General features: G+C 67.4%; 13 protein-coding genes. 6 read left to right on the top strand and 7 right to left on the bottom strand.

Annotation, left to right across the window (positions count from 1 at the left end):
* Positions 1 to 117 precede the first annotated feature (117 nt).
* From BLS66_RS12205 to aptA, 3 genes are all read right to left on the bottom strand, one after another.
* Entirely contained in the window at positions 118 to 1,404 is a 1,287-nt protein-coding gene (locus BLS66_RS12205; protein WP_049469536.1) for a DUF445 domain-containing protein, read from the bottom strand.
* 65 nt (positions 1,405 to 1,469) lie between these two features.
* On the bottom strand, positions 1,470 to 2,375 hold the full coding sequence (locus BLS66_RS12200) for a plasmid replication/partition related protein (protein WP_049469532.1): 906 nt from the start codon (positions 2,373 to 2,375) through the stop codon (positions 1,470 to 1,472).
* Between the two features lie 62 nt (positions 2,376 to 2,437).
* On the bottom strand, positions 2,438 to 3,790 hold the full coding sequence (gene aptA / locus BLS66_RS12195; protein ID WP_057493498.1) for an omega-aminotransferase AptA: 1,353 nt from the start codon (positions 3,788 to 3,790) through the stop codon (positions 2,438 to 2,440).
* 103 nt (positions 3,791 to 3,893) lie between these two features.
* Between aptA and BLS66_RS12190 the strand changes: the two genes are divergently transcribed.
* Positions 3,894 to 5,390, top strand: a complete 1,497-nt coding sequence (locus BLS66_RS12190) for an aldehyde dehydrogenase (RefSeq protein WP_074725951.1) — start codon at positions 3,894 to 3,896, stop codon at positions 5,388 to 5,390.
* A gap of 162 nt (positions 5,391 to 5,552) precedes the next feature.
* Positions 5,553 to 6,854 carry an MFS transporter gene (locus BLS66_RS12185; protein WP_074725985.1) on the top strand — a complete coding sequence of 434 codons (1,302 nt, stop codon included), beginning with the start codon at positions 5,553 to 5,555 and terminating at the stop codon, positions 6,852 to 6,854.
* Here BLS66_RS12185 and BLS66_RS12180 read toward each other — a convergent pair.
* Together BLS66_RS12180 and BLS66_RS12175 are read right to left on the bottom strand one after the other, a co-directional pair.
* Entirely contained in the window at positions 6,835 to 7,296 is a 462-nt protein-coding gene (locus BLS66_RS12180; RefSeq protein ID WP_004151683.1) for a bacteriohemerythrin, read from the bottom strand. The two genes, BLS66_RS12185 and BLS66_RS12180, sit on opposite strands and share 20 nt — an antisense overlap.
* Before the next feature lie 85 nt (positions 7,297 to 7,381).
* Positions 7,382 to 8,725, bottom strand: coding sequence for a diguanylate cyclase (locus BLS66_RS12175; RefSeq protein WP_057493495.1), 1,344 nt, complete (start codon positions 8,723 to 8,725; stop codon positions 7,382 to 7,384).
* 438 nt (positions 8,726 to 9,163) lie between these two features.
* On the opposite strand from BLS66_RS12175, the gene BLS66_RS12165 reads away from it, so the two are divergent.
* Entirely contained in the window at positions 9,164 to 9,622 is a 459-nt protein-coding gene (locus BLS66_RS12165; RefSeq protein WP_210240921.1) for a hypothetical protein, read from the top strand.
* Between the two features lie 96 nt (positions 9,623 to 9,718).
* Here BLS66_RS12165 and BLS66_RS12160 read toward each other — a convergent pair whose 3' ends face one another.
* The gene (locus BLS66_RS12160; protein WP_049469518.1) at positions 9,719 to 11,341 is read right to left on the bottom strand and encodes an MASE1 domain-containing protein; all 1,623 of its coding nucleotides are present in this window, start codon (positions 11,339 to 11,341) and stop codon (positions 9,719 to 9,721) included.
* A gap of 234 nt (positions 11,342 to 11,575) precedes the next feature.
* On the bottom strand, positions 11,576 to 12,814 hold the full coding sequence (locus BLS66_RS12155) for an NAD(P)/FAD-dependent oxidoreductase (RefSeq protein WP_244152988.1): 1,239 nt from the start codon (positions 12,812 to 12,814) through the stop codon (positions 11,576 to 11,578).
* Between the two features lie 199 nt (positions 12,815 to 13,013).
* On the opposite strand from BLS66_RS12155, the gene BLS66_RS12150 reads away from it, so the two are divergent.
* From BLS66_RS12150 to BLS66_RS12140, 3 genes are all read left to right on the top strand, one after another.
* The gene (locus BLS66_RS12150) at positions 13,014 to 13,775 is read left to right on the top strand and encodes a gamma-glutamyl-gamma-aminobutyrate hydrolase family protein (RefSeq protein WP_074725949.1); all 762 of its coding nucleotides are present in this window, start codon (positions 13,014 to 13,016) and stop codon (positions 13,773 to 13,775) included.
* Positions 13,772 to 15,169, top strand: coding sequence for a glutamine synthetase family protein (locus BLS66_RS12145; protein ID WP_074725948.1), 1,398 nt, complete (start codon positions 13,772 to 13,774; stop codon positions 15,167 to 15,169). Before BLS66_RS12150 ends, BLS66_RS12145 begins: the two co-directional genes overlap by 4 nt.
* A 91-nt stretch (positions 15,170 to 15,260) precedes the next feature.
* On the top strand, positions 15,261 to 16,370 hold the full coding sequence (locus tag BLS66_RS12140) for a polyamine ABC transporter substrate-binding protein (RefSeq protein WP_074725947.1): 1,110 nt from the start codon (positions 15,261 to 15,263) through the stop codon (positions 16,368 to 16,370).
* Positions 16,371 to 16,439: the final 69 nt, after the last annotated feature.

Below are 16,439 nucleotides of genomic sequence, written 5' to 3'. Positions count from 1 at the left end.
TAGGCGGGCAAGGGACGCCTCTTCCGCACCCGTCCGCCCAAGCGCACGACCCATCAGCAAATGATAGGCATTCGCATTTCTTGAATCAAGCATGACGCCGCCGGCGGGCGGTGGTGGCTAGAACCTGAAGACGACGGTGGCCGCATGCAGCAGCAGGCCGATCAGACCGCCGACCAGCGTGCCATTGAAGCGGATGAACTGCAGGTCGCGACCCACGCTCAGTTCCAGCTGCTCGACCAGATGGCGCTCGTCCCAGCCCTTCACGGTCTGCGCGATATGCGTGGTCACTCCTTCGCGCAGGCGGCCGGTCAAGCGCTGCGCCCCCTCCAGCAGGTGCTGGTTCAGCGCCTCGCGCAGCGCCGGGTCGGCCTGCAGGCTGCTGCCCAGCGACGCCAGGCTGCGCTGCAGGTGACCGACCAGCGCCGAGTCTTCGCGCTGCAGGTCGGCGCGCAGGCTGGCGTGGATCCGTGCCCACAACCCCTGCACGTAGTCCTGCAGGGCGGGGTGGTCGATCATGTCCTGCTTGAGCTGTTCGATGCGTTCGGCCAGCGCCGGGTCCGCGCGCAGGCGCTGTACGTAATTCTGCAGCCAGGCCTCGTAGTCCTGGCGCAGCGGATGCTGCGGCTCGGCCAGCACCTGCTGCAGTTCCTCCAGTACCGCGCGTGCCAGGCGCTCGGCCAGGCTGTCGCCGATCTCGTCGATCGGCTTGACCCAGTTCACCGTGCTCGACAGGGTTGGCCATTCGCGCTGGATGTAGCCCACGATCAGCTGCGAGGCGCGCTCTTTCACCTGCGGCTGTTCCAGCCAACGGCCGAGCCGCTGCAGGCCCTCGTCCAGCACCCGCTGGTGGCGCCCATCGGCGGTCAGCAGGGCCAGCAGTTCACCGGCGGTGGCGGCGGCATTCCACTGCCGCAGCTGCTGCACCACGAAGGCATGCAGCTGGCGGCGCACCGCGGTTTCGTCGAAGAAATCCAGCGCCTGCAACGCCCAGCCGCGGGCCATGTCGGCCAGCATCCGTGAGCGCGCCGGATCGGCCAGCCAACTGCCGAGGCGGCTGGCCGGGTCGAACACCTGCAGCTTGGCCAGCAGCACGCCCGGCTCCAGGAACTGGTCGCGCACGAACAGCGCCAGGCTGTCGCCGATGCGCTCCTTGCTGCGCGGGATGATCGCGGTGTGCGGAATCGGCAGGCCCATCGGCCGCCGGAACAGCGCGACGACCGCGAACCAGTCGGCCAATGCGCCCACGGCTGCCGCTTCGCAGAAGGCCGAGACCCAGGCCCAGATGCCGCGCTCGCCCTGCCAGTGGCTGACCGCGAAACCTGCCAGCATCAACAGCAGCAGGCCCAGTGCGAGGGCTTTCAGGCGCCGCAGCTGGGCGCGGCGCGGATCGTGGACAGGCGTCATGCCGGAAGTCTACCTGCCCGTGGATGAGTGCCAGGTAGTGCCGGCCGCTGGCCGGCATCTTCAGTTCACCCGATACCTTCATGGGGTTGCCGGCCAGCGGCCGGCACTACCTGCTTGCGCAGCGCGGCCAGCTGCGCGCGCAGGGTATCGTTCTCGCGGGTCAGCGCGACCACGCGACGGCGCAGTGCCGCGGCATCCTCGCCCAGCTGCTCCAGCGCCGACAGGACCTCGGCGTCGCGGCTGGCGATCTCGTCCTCGCTGGGCTCTTCGAAATCCATCTCGGCCGCGTCCGGCTTCGGTGCGCGCGGCTTGCGCTTGGATTCACGCACGCGCTTGGCAGCCTGCTTCAACTCGTCCTTGCCACCGGCCGCGGCCGCGCGCTGCTGGTCCTCGGGCAGGTCGGCCACGGCGGCGGCGGCGCTGATCGAGATCACGCCGGCCTTCACCGCTTCGACCACTTCGGGCGCGGCCTGGGCGTGGATGCGCTCGATCATGCCGACCTGGCTGGTGCTCAGCTTGGCCTCGCGGGCCAGCTCGGCGCGGCTGATCTTCGGTGCCGGCTCCCACGGCGGGCTGTCTTCGCCCTCGTCGGCAACGTCAGCGGTGCCATCGCTCTCGCGCTGCAGCTGCGCCTGCTCGACCTGCTTGCGGGCGGCCAGGATGTCGCGCTTGCGCAGCGCCAGCACGCCGCGCTGGAAGTCGGACACGCTGCGCCGGCCCAGGTGCTGCTCGATCATCCACAGATGAACGTCTTCCATGCTCTGGAAGCGGGTGTTCTGCACGGTGTTGAAGGGCAGGCCATGCTTCTGGCAGATGCCGAAACGGTTGTGGCCGTCGACCAGTACGTTGCCCCACAGCACCAGTGCGTCACGGCAGCCTTCGGCCAGGATGCTGCGCTCCAGCGCGTCATGTTCGTCCGCGGTCAGCGGGTCGATGTAGGCCTTGAGTTCTTCTTTGACGACGATATCCATGGGCACGGCAGCGAGCAGGAGCGGAACCGCCCATTGTACCTGCTCGCCACCGTCGGCCCGGCTCAGGCAGTGGCCCGGATCATCTCGCCCAGGGTGCCGGTGATCTGGTCGATCTGCGCCTTGTCCACGATCAGCGGCGGCGACAGCGCGATGATGTCGCCGGTGCAGCGCACCAGCAGCCGGCCATCGTGGAAGCAGCGCCGGTAGACCTCGTAGCCCCGGCTGCCGGGCGCATCGCGGCGCGGCGCCAGCTCGACCGCGCCGACCAGGCCGAAGTTGCGGATGTCGATCACGTTTGGCAGGCCCTGCAGCGCATGCAGCCGTTGCTGCCAGTACTCGCCCAGCTCGATGGCGCGCTCGAACAGGCGCTCCTCGGCGTAGACGTCCAGTGTCGCCAGCGCCGCGGCGCAGGCCAGCGGGTGCCCGGACCAGGTGTAGCCGTGGAACAGCTCGATGGCTTGCGGCGGCGCCTGCATCAGCCCGGCATGCACCGCATCGGCCACCAGTACGCCGCCCAGTGGCACCGCGCCATTGCTGACCGCCTTGGCGAACGTCAGCAGGTCCGGGGTGACCCCGAAACGCTGCGCGGCGAAGGGCATGCCGACACGGCCGAAACCGGTGATGACCTCGTCGAACACCAGCAGGATGCCGTGCTGGTCGCACAGCTCGCGCAGGCGTTGCAGGTAGCCGGGCGCGGGCAGGATCACCCCGGCCGAACCGGCAATGGGTTCGACGAACACTGCGGCGATGGTGGAGGCGTCATGCAGTGCGATCAGTCGTTCCAGGTCGTCGGCCAGCTCCGCGCCCTGGCGTGGCAGGCCCTTGCTGAAGGCATTGCGCTGCAGATCCAGGGTGTGCCGCAGGTAGTCCACACCGCCCAGTTGCAGGGCGAACGACTTGCGGTTGTTGGGCAGCCCGCCCAGCGCCATGCCGCCGAAGCCGACGCCGTGGTAGGCCTTCTCGCGGCTGATGAAACGGGTGCGCTGGCCTTCGCCACGCTGGCGGTGGTAAGCCAGCACGATCTTCATCGCGGTATCCACCGCCTCGGAGCCGGAGCTGGTGAAGAACACATGGTTGAGCGGCCCCGGTGCCAGCGCGGCCAACCGCTGCGCCAGTGCGAACGCCGGCGGCGAGCCCATCTGGAAGGCGGGTGAGTAGTCCAGCGTGCGCGCCTGCTCGGCGATGGCCTCGACGATGCGGGGGCGGGCATGGCCGGCATTGCAGCACCACAGGCCGGCGGTGCCGTCGAGGATCTGGCGGCCTTCGACATCCTCGTAGTGCATGCCCTCGGCACGTACCAGTACACGCGGGGCGGCCTTGTACTGGCGGTTGGCGGTGAACGGCATCCAGTACGCCTCCAGTGATTCCGGGCGCTGGGTAGCCAGGTCGTGCAGGTCGCTCGCGGGATGCTTCATGCCGGCTCCGTCGGGTCCGATGGGGTGAATGTAGCGCAGCCACGTCACGGTGGAGTCGCGGCCACGCCGGTATAACCGGGGCGACTGTTCCGAGGAGCCCGACATGGCCGACTTTCCTGACCGCAGCCACTGGCAGGTGCTGTCGCAGCAGCTTTCGATGCCCGGACAGGCCTTCATCGATGGCCGCTACACCGACGCCGCCAGCGGCGCCCGCTTCGACTGCATCAGCCCGATCGATGGCCGCGTACTGGGAGCGGTTGCCGACTGCGATGCGCAGGACGTGGAGCGTGCGGTGCTGGCGGCGCGGCGTGCCTTCGAGGCCGGCTACTGGTCGCAGGCCAGCCCGGCCCACCGCAAGCGGGTGCTGCTGGCCTTGGCGGCCCTGGTGGAGAAACACGCGGACGCGCTGGCGCTGCTGGAAACCCTGGACATGGGCAAGCCGGTGCGCGACGCGCGCCGCATCGATCTGCCCGCTGTGGTGCGCTGCCTGGGCTGGACCGCCGAAGCGGTGGACAAGCTGTACGGCGAAATCGCACCCACCGGCCTGCATGAGCTGGGGCTTGTCACGCGCGAGCCTGCCGGCGTGGTGGCGGCGATCGTGCCGTGGAATTTCCCGCTGCTGATGGCCTGCTGGAAGATCGCACCGGCGCCGGCCATGGGCAATTCGGTGGTGCTCAAGCCTTCGGAGCGGTCGCCCCTGACAGCGCTGCGGTTGGCTGCGCTGGCCGCCGAGGCGGGCCTGCCGGACGGGGTGCTGAACGTGCTGCCCGGCCAGGGCGCGCGGGTCGGCGAGCCGCTGGCCCTGCACATGGACGTGGACGTGCTGGCCTTCACCGGTTCCACGGCCACGGGCGCGAAGCTGCTGCAGTATTCAGGGCGATCCAACCTCAAGCGGGTCTGGCTGGAGTGCGGTGGCAAGAGCCCGCACGTGGTGTTCGCCGACGCTCCCGATCTGGACGCCGCCGCCAGGTCGGTGGCCCAGGGCATCTTCTTCAACCAGGGCGAAGTCTGCACCGCCGGCTCGCGGCTGCTGGTACAGCGCTCGATCCGCGAGGATTTCGTGCACCAGGTGGTTGCCTACGGCCAACGCATGCAGCCCCGCCATCCACTGGACGCCGATGCACCGATGGGTGCGCTGGTCGACGCCGCGCACGTGGACAAGGTGCTGGCCGATATCGCGCGCGCCGAAGGCGAGGGCGCTCGCCTGCTGCTGGGCGGCCGTCGGGCCGACGTGGAAGCCGGAGGCTGCTATGTGCAGCCCACGGTGTTCGACCACGTGCGTCCGGACCACGCGTTGGCACGCGAGGAGGTGTTCGGGCCGGTGCTGGCCGTACTGGGCTTCGAGGATGAGGCTGAAGCCGTGCGCGTGGCCAACGACAGCCGCTACGGCCTGGCGGCGGGCCTGTGGACGCGGGACCTGGGCCGTGCCCACCGCGTCGCGCGCCAGCTGCGTGCCGGCAGCGTGTGGGTGAACGGCTGGGATGGTGGTGACATGACCGCCCCGTTCGGTGGCTACAAGCAGTCCGGTAATGGGCGCGACAAATCACTGCATGCGTTCGACAAATACAGCGAGATCAAGGCCACCTGGATCCAGTTGTAACGACGCCTGGCATTGCGCTCACCTGCAGGGCGGAGACCTGCTCGACGCTACGGAGGATGGCGCCTGGCCCCCTTGCTGGCATCGGTGTCGGCTGAAACCATCGTCCCGTGCGGCCGCCAGCCCGTGGCAGAATCGGGCGATCCGCCGTTACCCGTGTTGCCGATGTCGACGATCACCGCTGCCGCACCGCCCGTGAATTCTCCCAGTCGTGTCCTGCTGGCCAGCCTGATCGGCACCACCATCGAGTTCTTCGATTTCTACATCTACGCCACGGCGGCCGTGCTGGTGTTCCCGCACCTGTTCTTCCCGGACAGCAGCGAGCAGGCGGCCCTGCTGCAGTCACTGGCGACCTTCGCCGTGGCGTTCATCGCGCGCCCGGTCGGCTCTGCGGTGTTCGGCCATTTCGGTGACCGCATCGGCCGCAAGGCGACGCTGGTCGCGGCGTTGCTGACCATGGGCCTGTCCACGGTGCTGATCGGCCTGCTGCCGACGCACGCACAGATCGGCCTGTGGGCGCCGGCGCTGCTGGCGCTGTGCCGCTTCGGCCAGGGCCTGGGGCTGGGCGGCGAGTGGGGTGGGGCGGTGCTGCTGGCCACCGAGAACGCGCCGCCGGGCAAGCGTGCCTGGTACGGCATGTTCCCGCAGCTGGGCGCGCCGATCGGCTTCCTGTTGTCGGCGGGCATTTTCCTGGTGCTTGGCCGCTGCCTGAGCCAGGATGATTTCCTGCAGTGGGGCTGGCGTATTCCGTTCGTGGCCAGCGCGCTGCTGGTCGGCCTGGGTCTGTGGGTGCGCCTGAACATCCATGAGACGCCCGACTTCAAGCAGGCACTGGAGCGCAAGGCGCCAGTGCGGCTGCCGATGTGGACCGTGCTGCGTGACCATCCGGTGCCGATGCTGCTGGGCACGCTGGGGGCGTTCGCCACCTTCGTGCTGTTCTACCTGATGACGGTGTTCAGCCTTGGCCACGGCACTGCGGTGCTGGGCTACAGCCGCGAGCAGTTCCTGCTGATGCAGATGGCCGGCATGGTGTTCTTCGCACTGGGCATCCCATTGTCGGCACGCTATGGCGACCGCTGGGGCACGCGTCGCACCATGATCGTCGCCAGCGTGCTGATCATCGGCTTCGGCGTACTGTTCGCGCCGTTGTTCCAGCCGCACAGCCCGTGGCTGGTCACCGCTTTCCTGTGCCTGGGCCTGTTCCTGATGGGGCTGACCTACGGCCCCTGCGGCACCTTCCTGGCCGAGATCTACCCGGTGGAAGTGCGCTACACCGGCGCGTCGCTGTCATTCAACCTGGCCGGCATCCTCGGCGCGGCGCCGGCGCCCTACCTGGCCACCTGGCTGGCCGAGCGTTTCGGCGTGGTCGCGGTCGGCTACTACCTGTGCCTCACCGCGGTGGCCACGCTGTGCGCGCTGGTAGCCCTGCACCGGCGCGCGCTGCGGCTCAGCCAAAGAAGCGCTTGAGCGTGCGCCCCAGCCAGCCACCGCCCTGGTGTTCGCGGGCGAACTGGTTCAGGTGTGCCTTGACCTGTTCGGCATACGCCTGATCATCGCCACGGATGTGGTTGAACAGCCAGCGCGAGAGCATGGTGCGCAGCTCGTCGCTGATGTCCTCGCCGGCCTGGAAGCGCATGCGGTACTCCGATACCCGCTTGATGAAGACCTCGTGCACGCGCTTGTGCGCGGCACAGAACGGATAGCCCGCTTCCTCCATCAGTTCTTCCTCGAACGCGAAGTGCGACATGGTGTAGTCCACCACTTCGTCGATCACTTCGCCCACTGCCGCGCGCTGCATGCTGGCCTGGGCCACGTGCAGGTGGTTGAGCATCTCGATGATGCGGCGGTGTTGTTGGTCGATCACATCGATGCCGATGTTCAGATCGTCCTGCCAGACCAGTAGTGCCATCCCCGGCTCCCCTTCATGCGTATGTCGGGGCTGACTGTAGAGCTGCCGCGGCGGCGCGGCGTTGATCTGGATCAAGGCTGCCCGGTCAGGTCAGCGCGGGCTCGCGCGGGCGCAGCGGGCTGGCCACCGTGGTGCAGCTGACCCGGTTGCGGCCGCCGGCCTTGGCCAGGTACAGCTGGCGGTCGGCTTCGGAGATCAGCCGGTGCAGTGCATCGCGCTGCGGGCGCAGGCAGCACAGGCCGATGCTCACCGTCATGCGCAGGCTGGCGGTGCCGATGTCCACTTCCAGCGCGGCGATGCGCTGGCGCAGTTCCTCGAAGTACAGCAGGGCCTCGTCCTGCTCCATGTCCGGCACCAGCAGGCAGAACTCCTCGCCGCCGAACCGGGCGGTCAGGTCGTGGCTGCGGGCATGCGCGGCCACCGCTCCGGCCACCGCGCGCAGCGCGTCATCGCCGGCTTCGTGACCGTAGGTGTCGTTGATGTGCTTGAAGTGGTCGATGTCGATCATTGCCACCGCCACGCACTGGCCATGCAGCTGCAGCTGCGGCAGCTGGCGCTGGCTCTGTTCCAGGAAGCAGCGGCGGTTCGGCAGGCCGGTGAGGAAGTCGCGGGTGGCCAGGTCCTGCAGGGTGCCGATCAGCTCCAGCTGATCCACGTTCTGCGAGACCCGGCAGAAGAACTCCTCGCGCGAGAACGGCTTGCGCAGGAAGTCGTTGGCGCCGTTCTTCAGGAAGCGCGGAATCAGCGAGGCATCGGTATTGCCGGAAATGCCGATCACCGCCACCTTGTCGCGCGAGCGCAGGGTGCGCAGGCGGCGGGTGAACTCCACGCCCTGCATGCCCGGCATTTCCTGGTCGACCACGGCGAGGCGGATCGCAGGATGCGCTTCGATCGCAGCCAGCCCCTCATTGCCATCGGCTGCTTCGTGCACCTCATGGCCATACATGCGCAGCAGGGCGGCGGCATAGCCGCGGGCCGAAGGCGAATCGTCCACCACCAGCGCTGCAATGCGCCGGTTGCGCTCCAGGCGCTGCACCAGCCACACCAGGTAGTCGATGCTGCCCGGCGTGTTCTTCAGCACGTAGTCGATGATCTGCTGCTGCAGTACGCGCTTGCGCAGGTCCTCGTCGTAGACGCTGCTGACCACCACGGTGGGCAGGCCGCGCCTGAGGAAGAACTCGACCACCGCGTCGCGGTCGCCGTCGGCCAGCACCAGCCCGGTCAGTACCAGGAACCAGCCGCCCTCTTCACTGAGCAGGCGGTCGGCCTCGGCCAGGGTGGAGGCGATCACCACCGGCAGCTCCAGGCGCTGCTCGATCGCCTCGCGCAGCATGCCGGTGAAGGCACGGGAGTTTTCGACCAGCAGGATCCGCTGCGGCAGCGGATCGGCCAGGTCGCCATCGACGGCGGCCTGCGGCAGGACGGGCATGATGCGGTGGCTCACGAGGGAGGGACTCGGCACGGATAGCGGCAGTTTCGGGTGCAACTTTAGCGGGGCGCGCCCGATGTGCGTGCAAGAGGCCCGCCGGTCGGATAGACCCCGTAGGTTCACGTGCGTGCTTCAACCGATCCAAGTGAAGTTGCGCGCTGTCGGTGACGTCCATCCGCAATAGCAGGCGGGCTCTGGCCACGGAGGGCGCTCGGTGCAATCCGTGCGGGCGCATCGCGCGTTGCGGGCAGTTTCCAGTTCCCCACCGCCAATGTCGTGCAGCGGACACGATTATCCAGATCCTTCGCGATTGTGTGCCGCTCTGTATCAACGGAGTCAGTAGACATATAGTGGTTGCCGCACGTCCGACAGATGCAGCGACGTTATGCGGGGTGCGTCGAGGGCGGCCTCCGGCCACCACTCGAGAATAGTTTCATCGTGCTCACCATTTTCTTTGCCGAGGAGGCAACAGTGCGAATAGTTAACGTTGGAGTGGCGTTGGGAGTGTTCGTGGCCGCAGGTCTGCCGATGTCGGCATTGGCCCAATCCGATGATCACGGCATCAGCATGAGTGGGCAGGGCCTGGGCAAGGCATACCCCGCGGCAACCAATCTGAGCCAGGATCCTGCCTGGCTGGTCTACGGATTCCAGCGTGATGGCATTTCCTACTACCAGGTCAACGATCTTGCTGGCCGGGTAGAAATGATCATCGGCAATGCCGACGGTACATTCTGGGCGTTGCCGGCCGGTGAGACGCAGGTGCCGGTATCGCTGCCCAGCCAGCCGCTGCCGGTGCCGGCCAAGGCGACCCGTTCGCTCATCTATCGTGGCAACGGCTTCGCACTGGTGCGATACAGCACGGGTTCCCGCGTGCTCTGGGCGATCGAAACGCAGTAACCAACGATCAGCAGGTGACAGCCGTCGCCTGCTGGTCGGCTGTCTGCGGAACGGGCGCGTGCGACCACGTCGTGCGGTACGCAGGGCAGGCCGGGGTCAGGCCTGTGCCTGCTGACCATCCCAGCTGTGGGATGCGATGCTGGTGCCCGACACGGCGCTCTCGGCGGATTCGCGTCGCAATGGCGCGGCCGATTCCACCAGCACCATGATGATGCGGTTCTGGCGGCAACGCACCGAACCTCCGAATGCCAGCGTACGACCGGCCAGTCTGTCCCTGACAAGACGCGTGGTGGCGTCGGACAGCGCGCGATGCCGGTCCAGCAACGAGGCCGTCATGACGATCCCGCGCTGGCGCTTCAGGCCAATGCAGCGCGCCCGCACGATCACCTGGCCGGGCTCGCTCTTCAGCAGCAGGGACACGGCGTCAATGAGCGTCCGGTAAGCAGCCAACTGCAGATCCAGGCTGAGCCGACACGGGTCACCGGCCAGGCGGGGCTCGGCCACACGGTGCGTGTTGACCCACGCTGCGCGTACGCCACCGGCCTGCAACGCGACATACAGTCCCAGCTGCTCAAGCGCGGTCGGGTAGACCATGCTGGCCTGCTCGCGGAACAACCGGGAATGGACGTTGGCCGTGTGGGTCAGGCTGTTGGCGATGGCCGAGTGACCGTGGCTGTTGAGCCAGTTGATGACTTCCGACAGCGAAAGATCGATGCCATCGCCCAGTTTGCGCAGGTGGATGGCACGTTCGCGAAGGTCGGATTCACTGGCCATGTGTGAACTGCGCGCGAGGTTGATGGCGTTCTTCTCGCCGACCTCACGGAGTTGATAGCGCCGATGATAATGGCTGATGCGGGAACCGAGCAGCAGCAGTGCCACTCCGGTAATGGCCATGATCTGCTGGGTCGTGAACGCCGAAGCATCGAAGGCTGCGGCATAGGGTTTCGGCGTGGTCAGGCCGATGATCAGATTCAACGCCGGCACGCCGACGGCCGCGCCACGCCAGCCATGCAGGCACGTCAGCGCGATGGCCGGCAAGCCCATCAGCAACTGCAGCGATGTCCTCAGCGCGCTGGCCTCGGAGGGAATCAAGGTCGCGGTTACGCCAAGCAGCGTCATCACCGACAGTGCGACGGCAGTGGGACCGGTGAAGATGGTTTTCCAGCCCTGTTCGACGTTGCGTCTGGCCCAGAGCAGTGCAAGTGGTGCCACGGTGAGGATGGCGATGAAGTCTCCGACGCTGAAACGTACGGCACGGGACAGGAACGCGAGCACGGAATCCGCAGGCGGCGTCGGCCAGAGCAACTGCGACAGGCTCACGTTCAGGAGCGTGACCAGCACGGAGGACAGCAATGCGATGGCCAGCAGGCGCGCGTTGACCGAGTTTGCCAGGACCTTGCGGCAGCCATGGGTGATGAGCATCACTGCGGGCATCAACGAAGCCGATGCAAGGACCGCCCAGGCCATCCCGTACTTCTCGATCATCGGGTAGCGCATCTGTGCGAAATAGGCATATTCGCCGAGCAACAGGTACGGCCAGAACCGAGGAGGGCAAAGCAATACCGCCGCCACGCGTATTCCCGCGGGCAGATAGAACTGATCCAGTGACAACTGCCGGGTCGCCCAGCAAGCGATCGCATAGAACACCGCCAGGACCAGGCCTGCCGGATGGATGCGCAACTTCAGCTGCAGGCCTTCATTCCACCAGTTCAATCGCACTTCTCCCTCGAGTACGTTCCCTGTCAGCATCCATTCGCCGCGGGACCCGGTTCCAAGGGACGGTATCGAGATGAATTGGATAATGCAATTGCAGATTTGATCTTTCGGTCAAATGAGAATTCCATCACGCGGGTCTGAATGTGCGGTCTTCACACCGTCGCACCTCGGGACACGCCACCAGGGGCACGCCCGCCGGTGAAAATGCCGTACGCGGGCTGCGGTCGGCACGCGGCTTCACCACAGCGCATCCCGCAGCTTGTACCAGGACATCGCCGCCACCAGCAGCGGCGTGCGCAGCAGCCGGCCGCCGGGGAAGGGCGCATGCCGCAGGCGCTGGAACACGTCCAGGCGCTCGCTCTGGCCGGCGATGGCGGCCGCGATGACCTCGCCGGCCAGCCCGGCGGCGGCCACCCCATGGCCGGAGAAGCCCTGCGCAAAATACAGGTTGCCGTCCAGCCGGCCCCAGTGCGGGGCGCGGTTGCGGGTAATGTCCACATAACCGCCCCAGACCTGGTACAGGGCCACGTCGGCCAGCTGCGGGAACACCTGGTGCATGCGCCGCTGCATCACCCTGCGCAGACCGGGCGGTGGCAGCGCCGAATAACTGGCACGGCCACCGAACAGCAGCCGGTGGTCGTGGCTGAGGCGGAAGTAGTCCAGTGCCCAGGCGGTGTCGGCTACCGCCATGTTGTTGCCGATCAGCGCCCGGGCACGCTCGGCCCCGATCGGCTCACTGGCACCGATATAGGTGCCGACCGGCATGATCCGGCGTTCCAGCTCGGGCAGCAGGCCCTGCAGCCACGCATTGCCGGCAATCACCAGGTGTGCAGCGTGCACGCTGCCCAGTGCGGTGTGCAGGACAGGCCGCGGCCCACGCTGCACGCGGGTTACCGCTGAATGCTCGTGGATCACCACGCCGGCCGCGCGCGCGGCGTCGGCCAGGCCTCGCGCATAGGCCAGCGGATGCAGGTGCGCGCTGAGCGGATCGAACATCGCGGCACGGTAGCGCGGGCTGTCCAGCCGCGCGCGCAGGGCGTTGCGGTCCCACCACTGCATCGGGTAGTCGTAGTGGCGCTGAAGGTGCTCGCAGTTGGCGTGCAGGTCGCGCTCATGGCGTTCGCGTATGGCAACGCTGGCGTGGCCTTCGACCCAGTGGCAGTCGATGCCGTGGCGATCGATGCGCGTGCGCATCGCCTGCACCGCATCGCGTGACCAGTCGAACAGGTGGCGCGCATCGTCACGACCGAGCTGCCGCTCCAGTTCGTCCACCTCGCAGCCGTAGCCGACCAGCGCCTGGCCGCCGTTGCGGCCGGACGCGCCCCAGCCGATCCGCTGCGCTTCCAGCACCACCACGCGCTGGCCGCGCGCGGCCAGTTCCAGTGCGGCGGTCAGGCCGGTATAGCCGGCGCCCAGCACCGCAACGTCGGCCTGCACCTGCCCCTGCAACGAGGGCAGTGCGGGCGGTTCGGGCAGGCTGGCGGCATACCAGCTGGGCGGAAAGGCGGCGCTCACTGCAGGCCTCGCGGGTGCAGTGGGGCAGGGAAGAACGGGGAAGGACGATCAGCATTCACCCGCCTAGTTTCGCCGATGCATGACGGCGTGGCGTGATGGCACCGGCTTGCCGCGTGCGGTGAGCGACGGGTAACGTGTCGGCACGCCAAGGAGTGTCCCCATGCGCCGCCTGCCCTGGGTGGGCCTGCCCACCGACAGCACCGTGCTCGGCCATCACCGTTTCGCGGTGGCCGGCGAGAAGTACGTGCGCGCGCTGGTCGAGGCGGCCGAGGTGACCCCGGTGGTGTTGCCCAGCCTGCAGCCACCGTTGCCGGCCAGTGACTGGCTGGTGGGGCTCGATGGCCTGCTGTTGACCGGCGCAGTCAGCAGTATCGAACCGCAGCACTACGAGGGCGGCCGCAGCTGGCCGGGCAATCCGCATGATCCGGCCCGGGATGCCAATGCCTTCGCGCTGCTGCGCGAGGCGCTGTCGTTGGACCTGCCTGTCCTGGCGATCTGCCGCGGCTTCCAGGAACTGAACGTCGCACTGGGCGGCAGCCTGCATCCGCAGCTGCACGCGGTGCCTGGGCTGGCCGACCATCGCGAAGACCCGCAGGCACCGGTGGAGGTGCAGTATGGAGCGGCGCATGCGGTCACCCTGGCGGCCGATGGCTGGCTGGCACAGTGGCACGGCAGCGACCGGGTGCAGGTCAATTCGGTGCACGGGCAGGGCATTGCCCGCCTGGCGCGGGGCCTGCAGGTCGAGGCCCGTGCCGATGACGGACTGGTCGAAGCGGCGCGCAGCCTGCACCATGGATTCGTGCTCGGCGTACAGTGGCACCCGGAGTGGCGCGTCATGCAGGCGCCGTTCTATCACGCTATTTTCCGTGCATTCGGCCAAGCTTGCCGGCAGCACCAACAGAACCGACTGGATTCCCGATGAGTTCCCGAACGCGCCCGCGCAAGACGGCCACGCCGCCCGCACCGCAGGAAAGCACCCTGCTGCGCTGGCTGAAGGAGCGGCGCATCACCGAAGTTGAATGCCTGGTGCCGGACATCACCGGCAACGCCCGCGGCAAGATCATTCCCGCCGACAAGTTCTCGCACGACTACGGCACGCGCCTGCCCGAGGGCATCTTCGCCACCACCGTCACCGGTGAGTTCCCCGACGACTACTACGAGCTGACCTCGCCGTCGGACTCGGACATGATGCTGCGGCCCGATCCGGACACCGTCCGCATGGTGCCATGGGCGGCCGATGCCACTGCGCAGGTCATCCACGATTGCTACACCAAGAACGGCGAGCCGCATGAGCTGGCGCCGCGCAACGTGCTGCGCCGCGTGCTGGCAGCCTACGCCGAACTGGGCCTGCGCCCGGTGGTGGCACCGGAGCTGGAGTTCTTCCTGGTGCAGAAGAACACCGACCCGGACTTCCCGCTGCTGCCCCCTGCCGGCCGTTCCGGGCGCCCGGAAACCGCGCGGCAGTCTTACTCGATCGATGCGGTCAACGAGTTCGACCCGATCCTCGACCTGATGTACGACTACGCCGATGCAATGAAGCTGGACGTGGACACGCTGATCCACGAATCGGGCGCGGCGCAGCTGGAAGTCAACTTCACCCACGCCGATGCGATGGACCTGGCCGACCAGGTGTTCCTGTTCAAGCGCACCATGCGCGAGGCGGCGATGCGCCACGGCGTCTATGCCACGTTCCTGGCCAAGCCGATGGAAAACGAGCCGGGCAGTGCCATGCATATCCACCAGAGCCTGGTGCGGGTGAGCGATGGCAGCAACGTGTTCGCCGGCGATACCGACGCCGAGGGCGAGTTCAGCCCGGTGTTCGGCCACTACCTGGGCGGCCTGCAGAAGTACGCGCCGCAGGCGATGGCGTTCTTCGCGCCGAACGTGAACTCCTACCGCCGGCTGGTGTTTGGCGAAGTCTCGCCCAGCAACGTGCACTGGGGCTTCGACAACCGCACCTGCGGCCTGCGCGTGCCGCTGGATACGCCGGAAAACATGCGGGTGGAGAGCCGCTTCGCCGGGTCCGATGCCAACCCCTACCTGGCGATGGCCGCGACCCTGGCCTGCGGCCTGCTCGGCATCCGCGAGCGGCTGGCACCGGATGCACCGGTGACCGCCAGCGCCAAGGAACTGGGCTACAACCTGCCGCGTTCACTCGGCGAGGCGCTGGACGGGCTGGAGCGGTGCAGCGAGCTGCAGGCGCTGCTGGGCGAGCGCTTCTGCCGGGCCTACATCTCGGTCAAACGCAAGGAATACGAGACCTTTTTCCGCGTCATCAGCTCGTGGGAGCGCGAGTTCCTGCTGCTGAACGTCTGAGCCTGCGGAATAGAAAAATCCGCCGCCGGGGGGTAGGCTGGCAGCCGTCGCCGGCCCCGCCGGCCCCCCTTCCCGCATTCTGGAGCACCCGATGAAGCTGCGTATCCTCACGCTCGGCCTGGCCTCCGCCATGCTCGCCGCCTGTGGCGGTGGCAACGGCGGCGCGCAGGACAGCCAGGTCCTGAACGTCTACAACTACAGCGATTACATCGCCGAGGACACCATTCCGACCTTCGAGAAGGAGAGCGGCATCAGGGTGACCTACGATGTGTTTGACAGTGATGAGATGGTCGAGACCAAGCTGCTGGCCGGCAACAGCGGCTACGACGTGGTGGTGCCGACCCTGAACTTCTTCGGTCGCCAGATCCAGGCCGGCGTGTTCCTGCCGCTGGACAAGAGCAAGATTCCGAACCTGGCCAATCTCGATCCGGCGGTGATGAAGCGCATCGCCACCCAGGATCCGGACAACCAGTACGGCGTGCCGTACATGATCGGCACCACCGGCATCGGCTACAACGTGGACATGCTGAAGCAGCGCTTCGGTGGCAGCACCGACATCGCCAACAGCTGGGACCTGGTGTTCAAGCCGGAGAACATCAGCAAGATGAAGGACTGCGGCGTGACCATCCTGGACACGCCGGCCGACATGATCCCGATCGCGCTGCATTACCTGGGCCTGGACCCGCACAGCGGCGACCCGGCCGAGCTGCAGAAGGCGGCCGACCTGCTGAAGTCGATCCGCCCGTACGTGCAGAATTTCCACTCCTCGCAGTACGTCGGCTCGCTGGCCAACGGCGGCACCTGCCTGGTGGTCGGCTGGTCCGGTGACATCATCCAGGCACGCGACCGCGCCGAGGAAGCCAGCAATGGCGTGCACGTGGCCTATTCGATCCCGAAGGAAGGTGCGCCGCAGTGGTTCGACATGCTGGCGATCCCGAAGGACGCCAAGCACCCGGAAGCGGCGTACCGGTTCATCAACTACCTGCTGGAACCGAAGGTCGCCGCGGCCAACACCAACTTCATCCACTACGCCAACCCGGTGCCGTCCGCCACCCCGCTGGTGGACGAGGCGATCCGTACCGACCCGACCATCTATCCGCCGGCCGACGTGGCCGCGAAGATGTTCACCTACTCGATCAACACGCCGGAGACCGACAAGCTCTACACCCGGCTGTGGACCGAGGTGAAGACCGGGCGTTGAATCCGCCTGCGCGGCGCCGCGCATGACCGGCGCCCACCGCCAGGCGCATGTCGAAGGAGGCCGCAGGGC

This window comes from Stenotrophomonas pavanii (assembly GCF_900101175.1).
In the GTDB taxonomy this organism is placed as follows: domain Bacteria; phylum Pseudomonadota; class Gammaproteobacteria; order Xanthomonadales; family Xanthomonadaceae; genus Stenotrophomonas; species Stenotrophomonas pavanii.
This window is presented reverse-complemented; position numbering and strand designations above follow the sequence as displayed.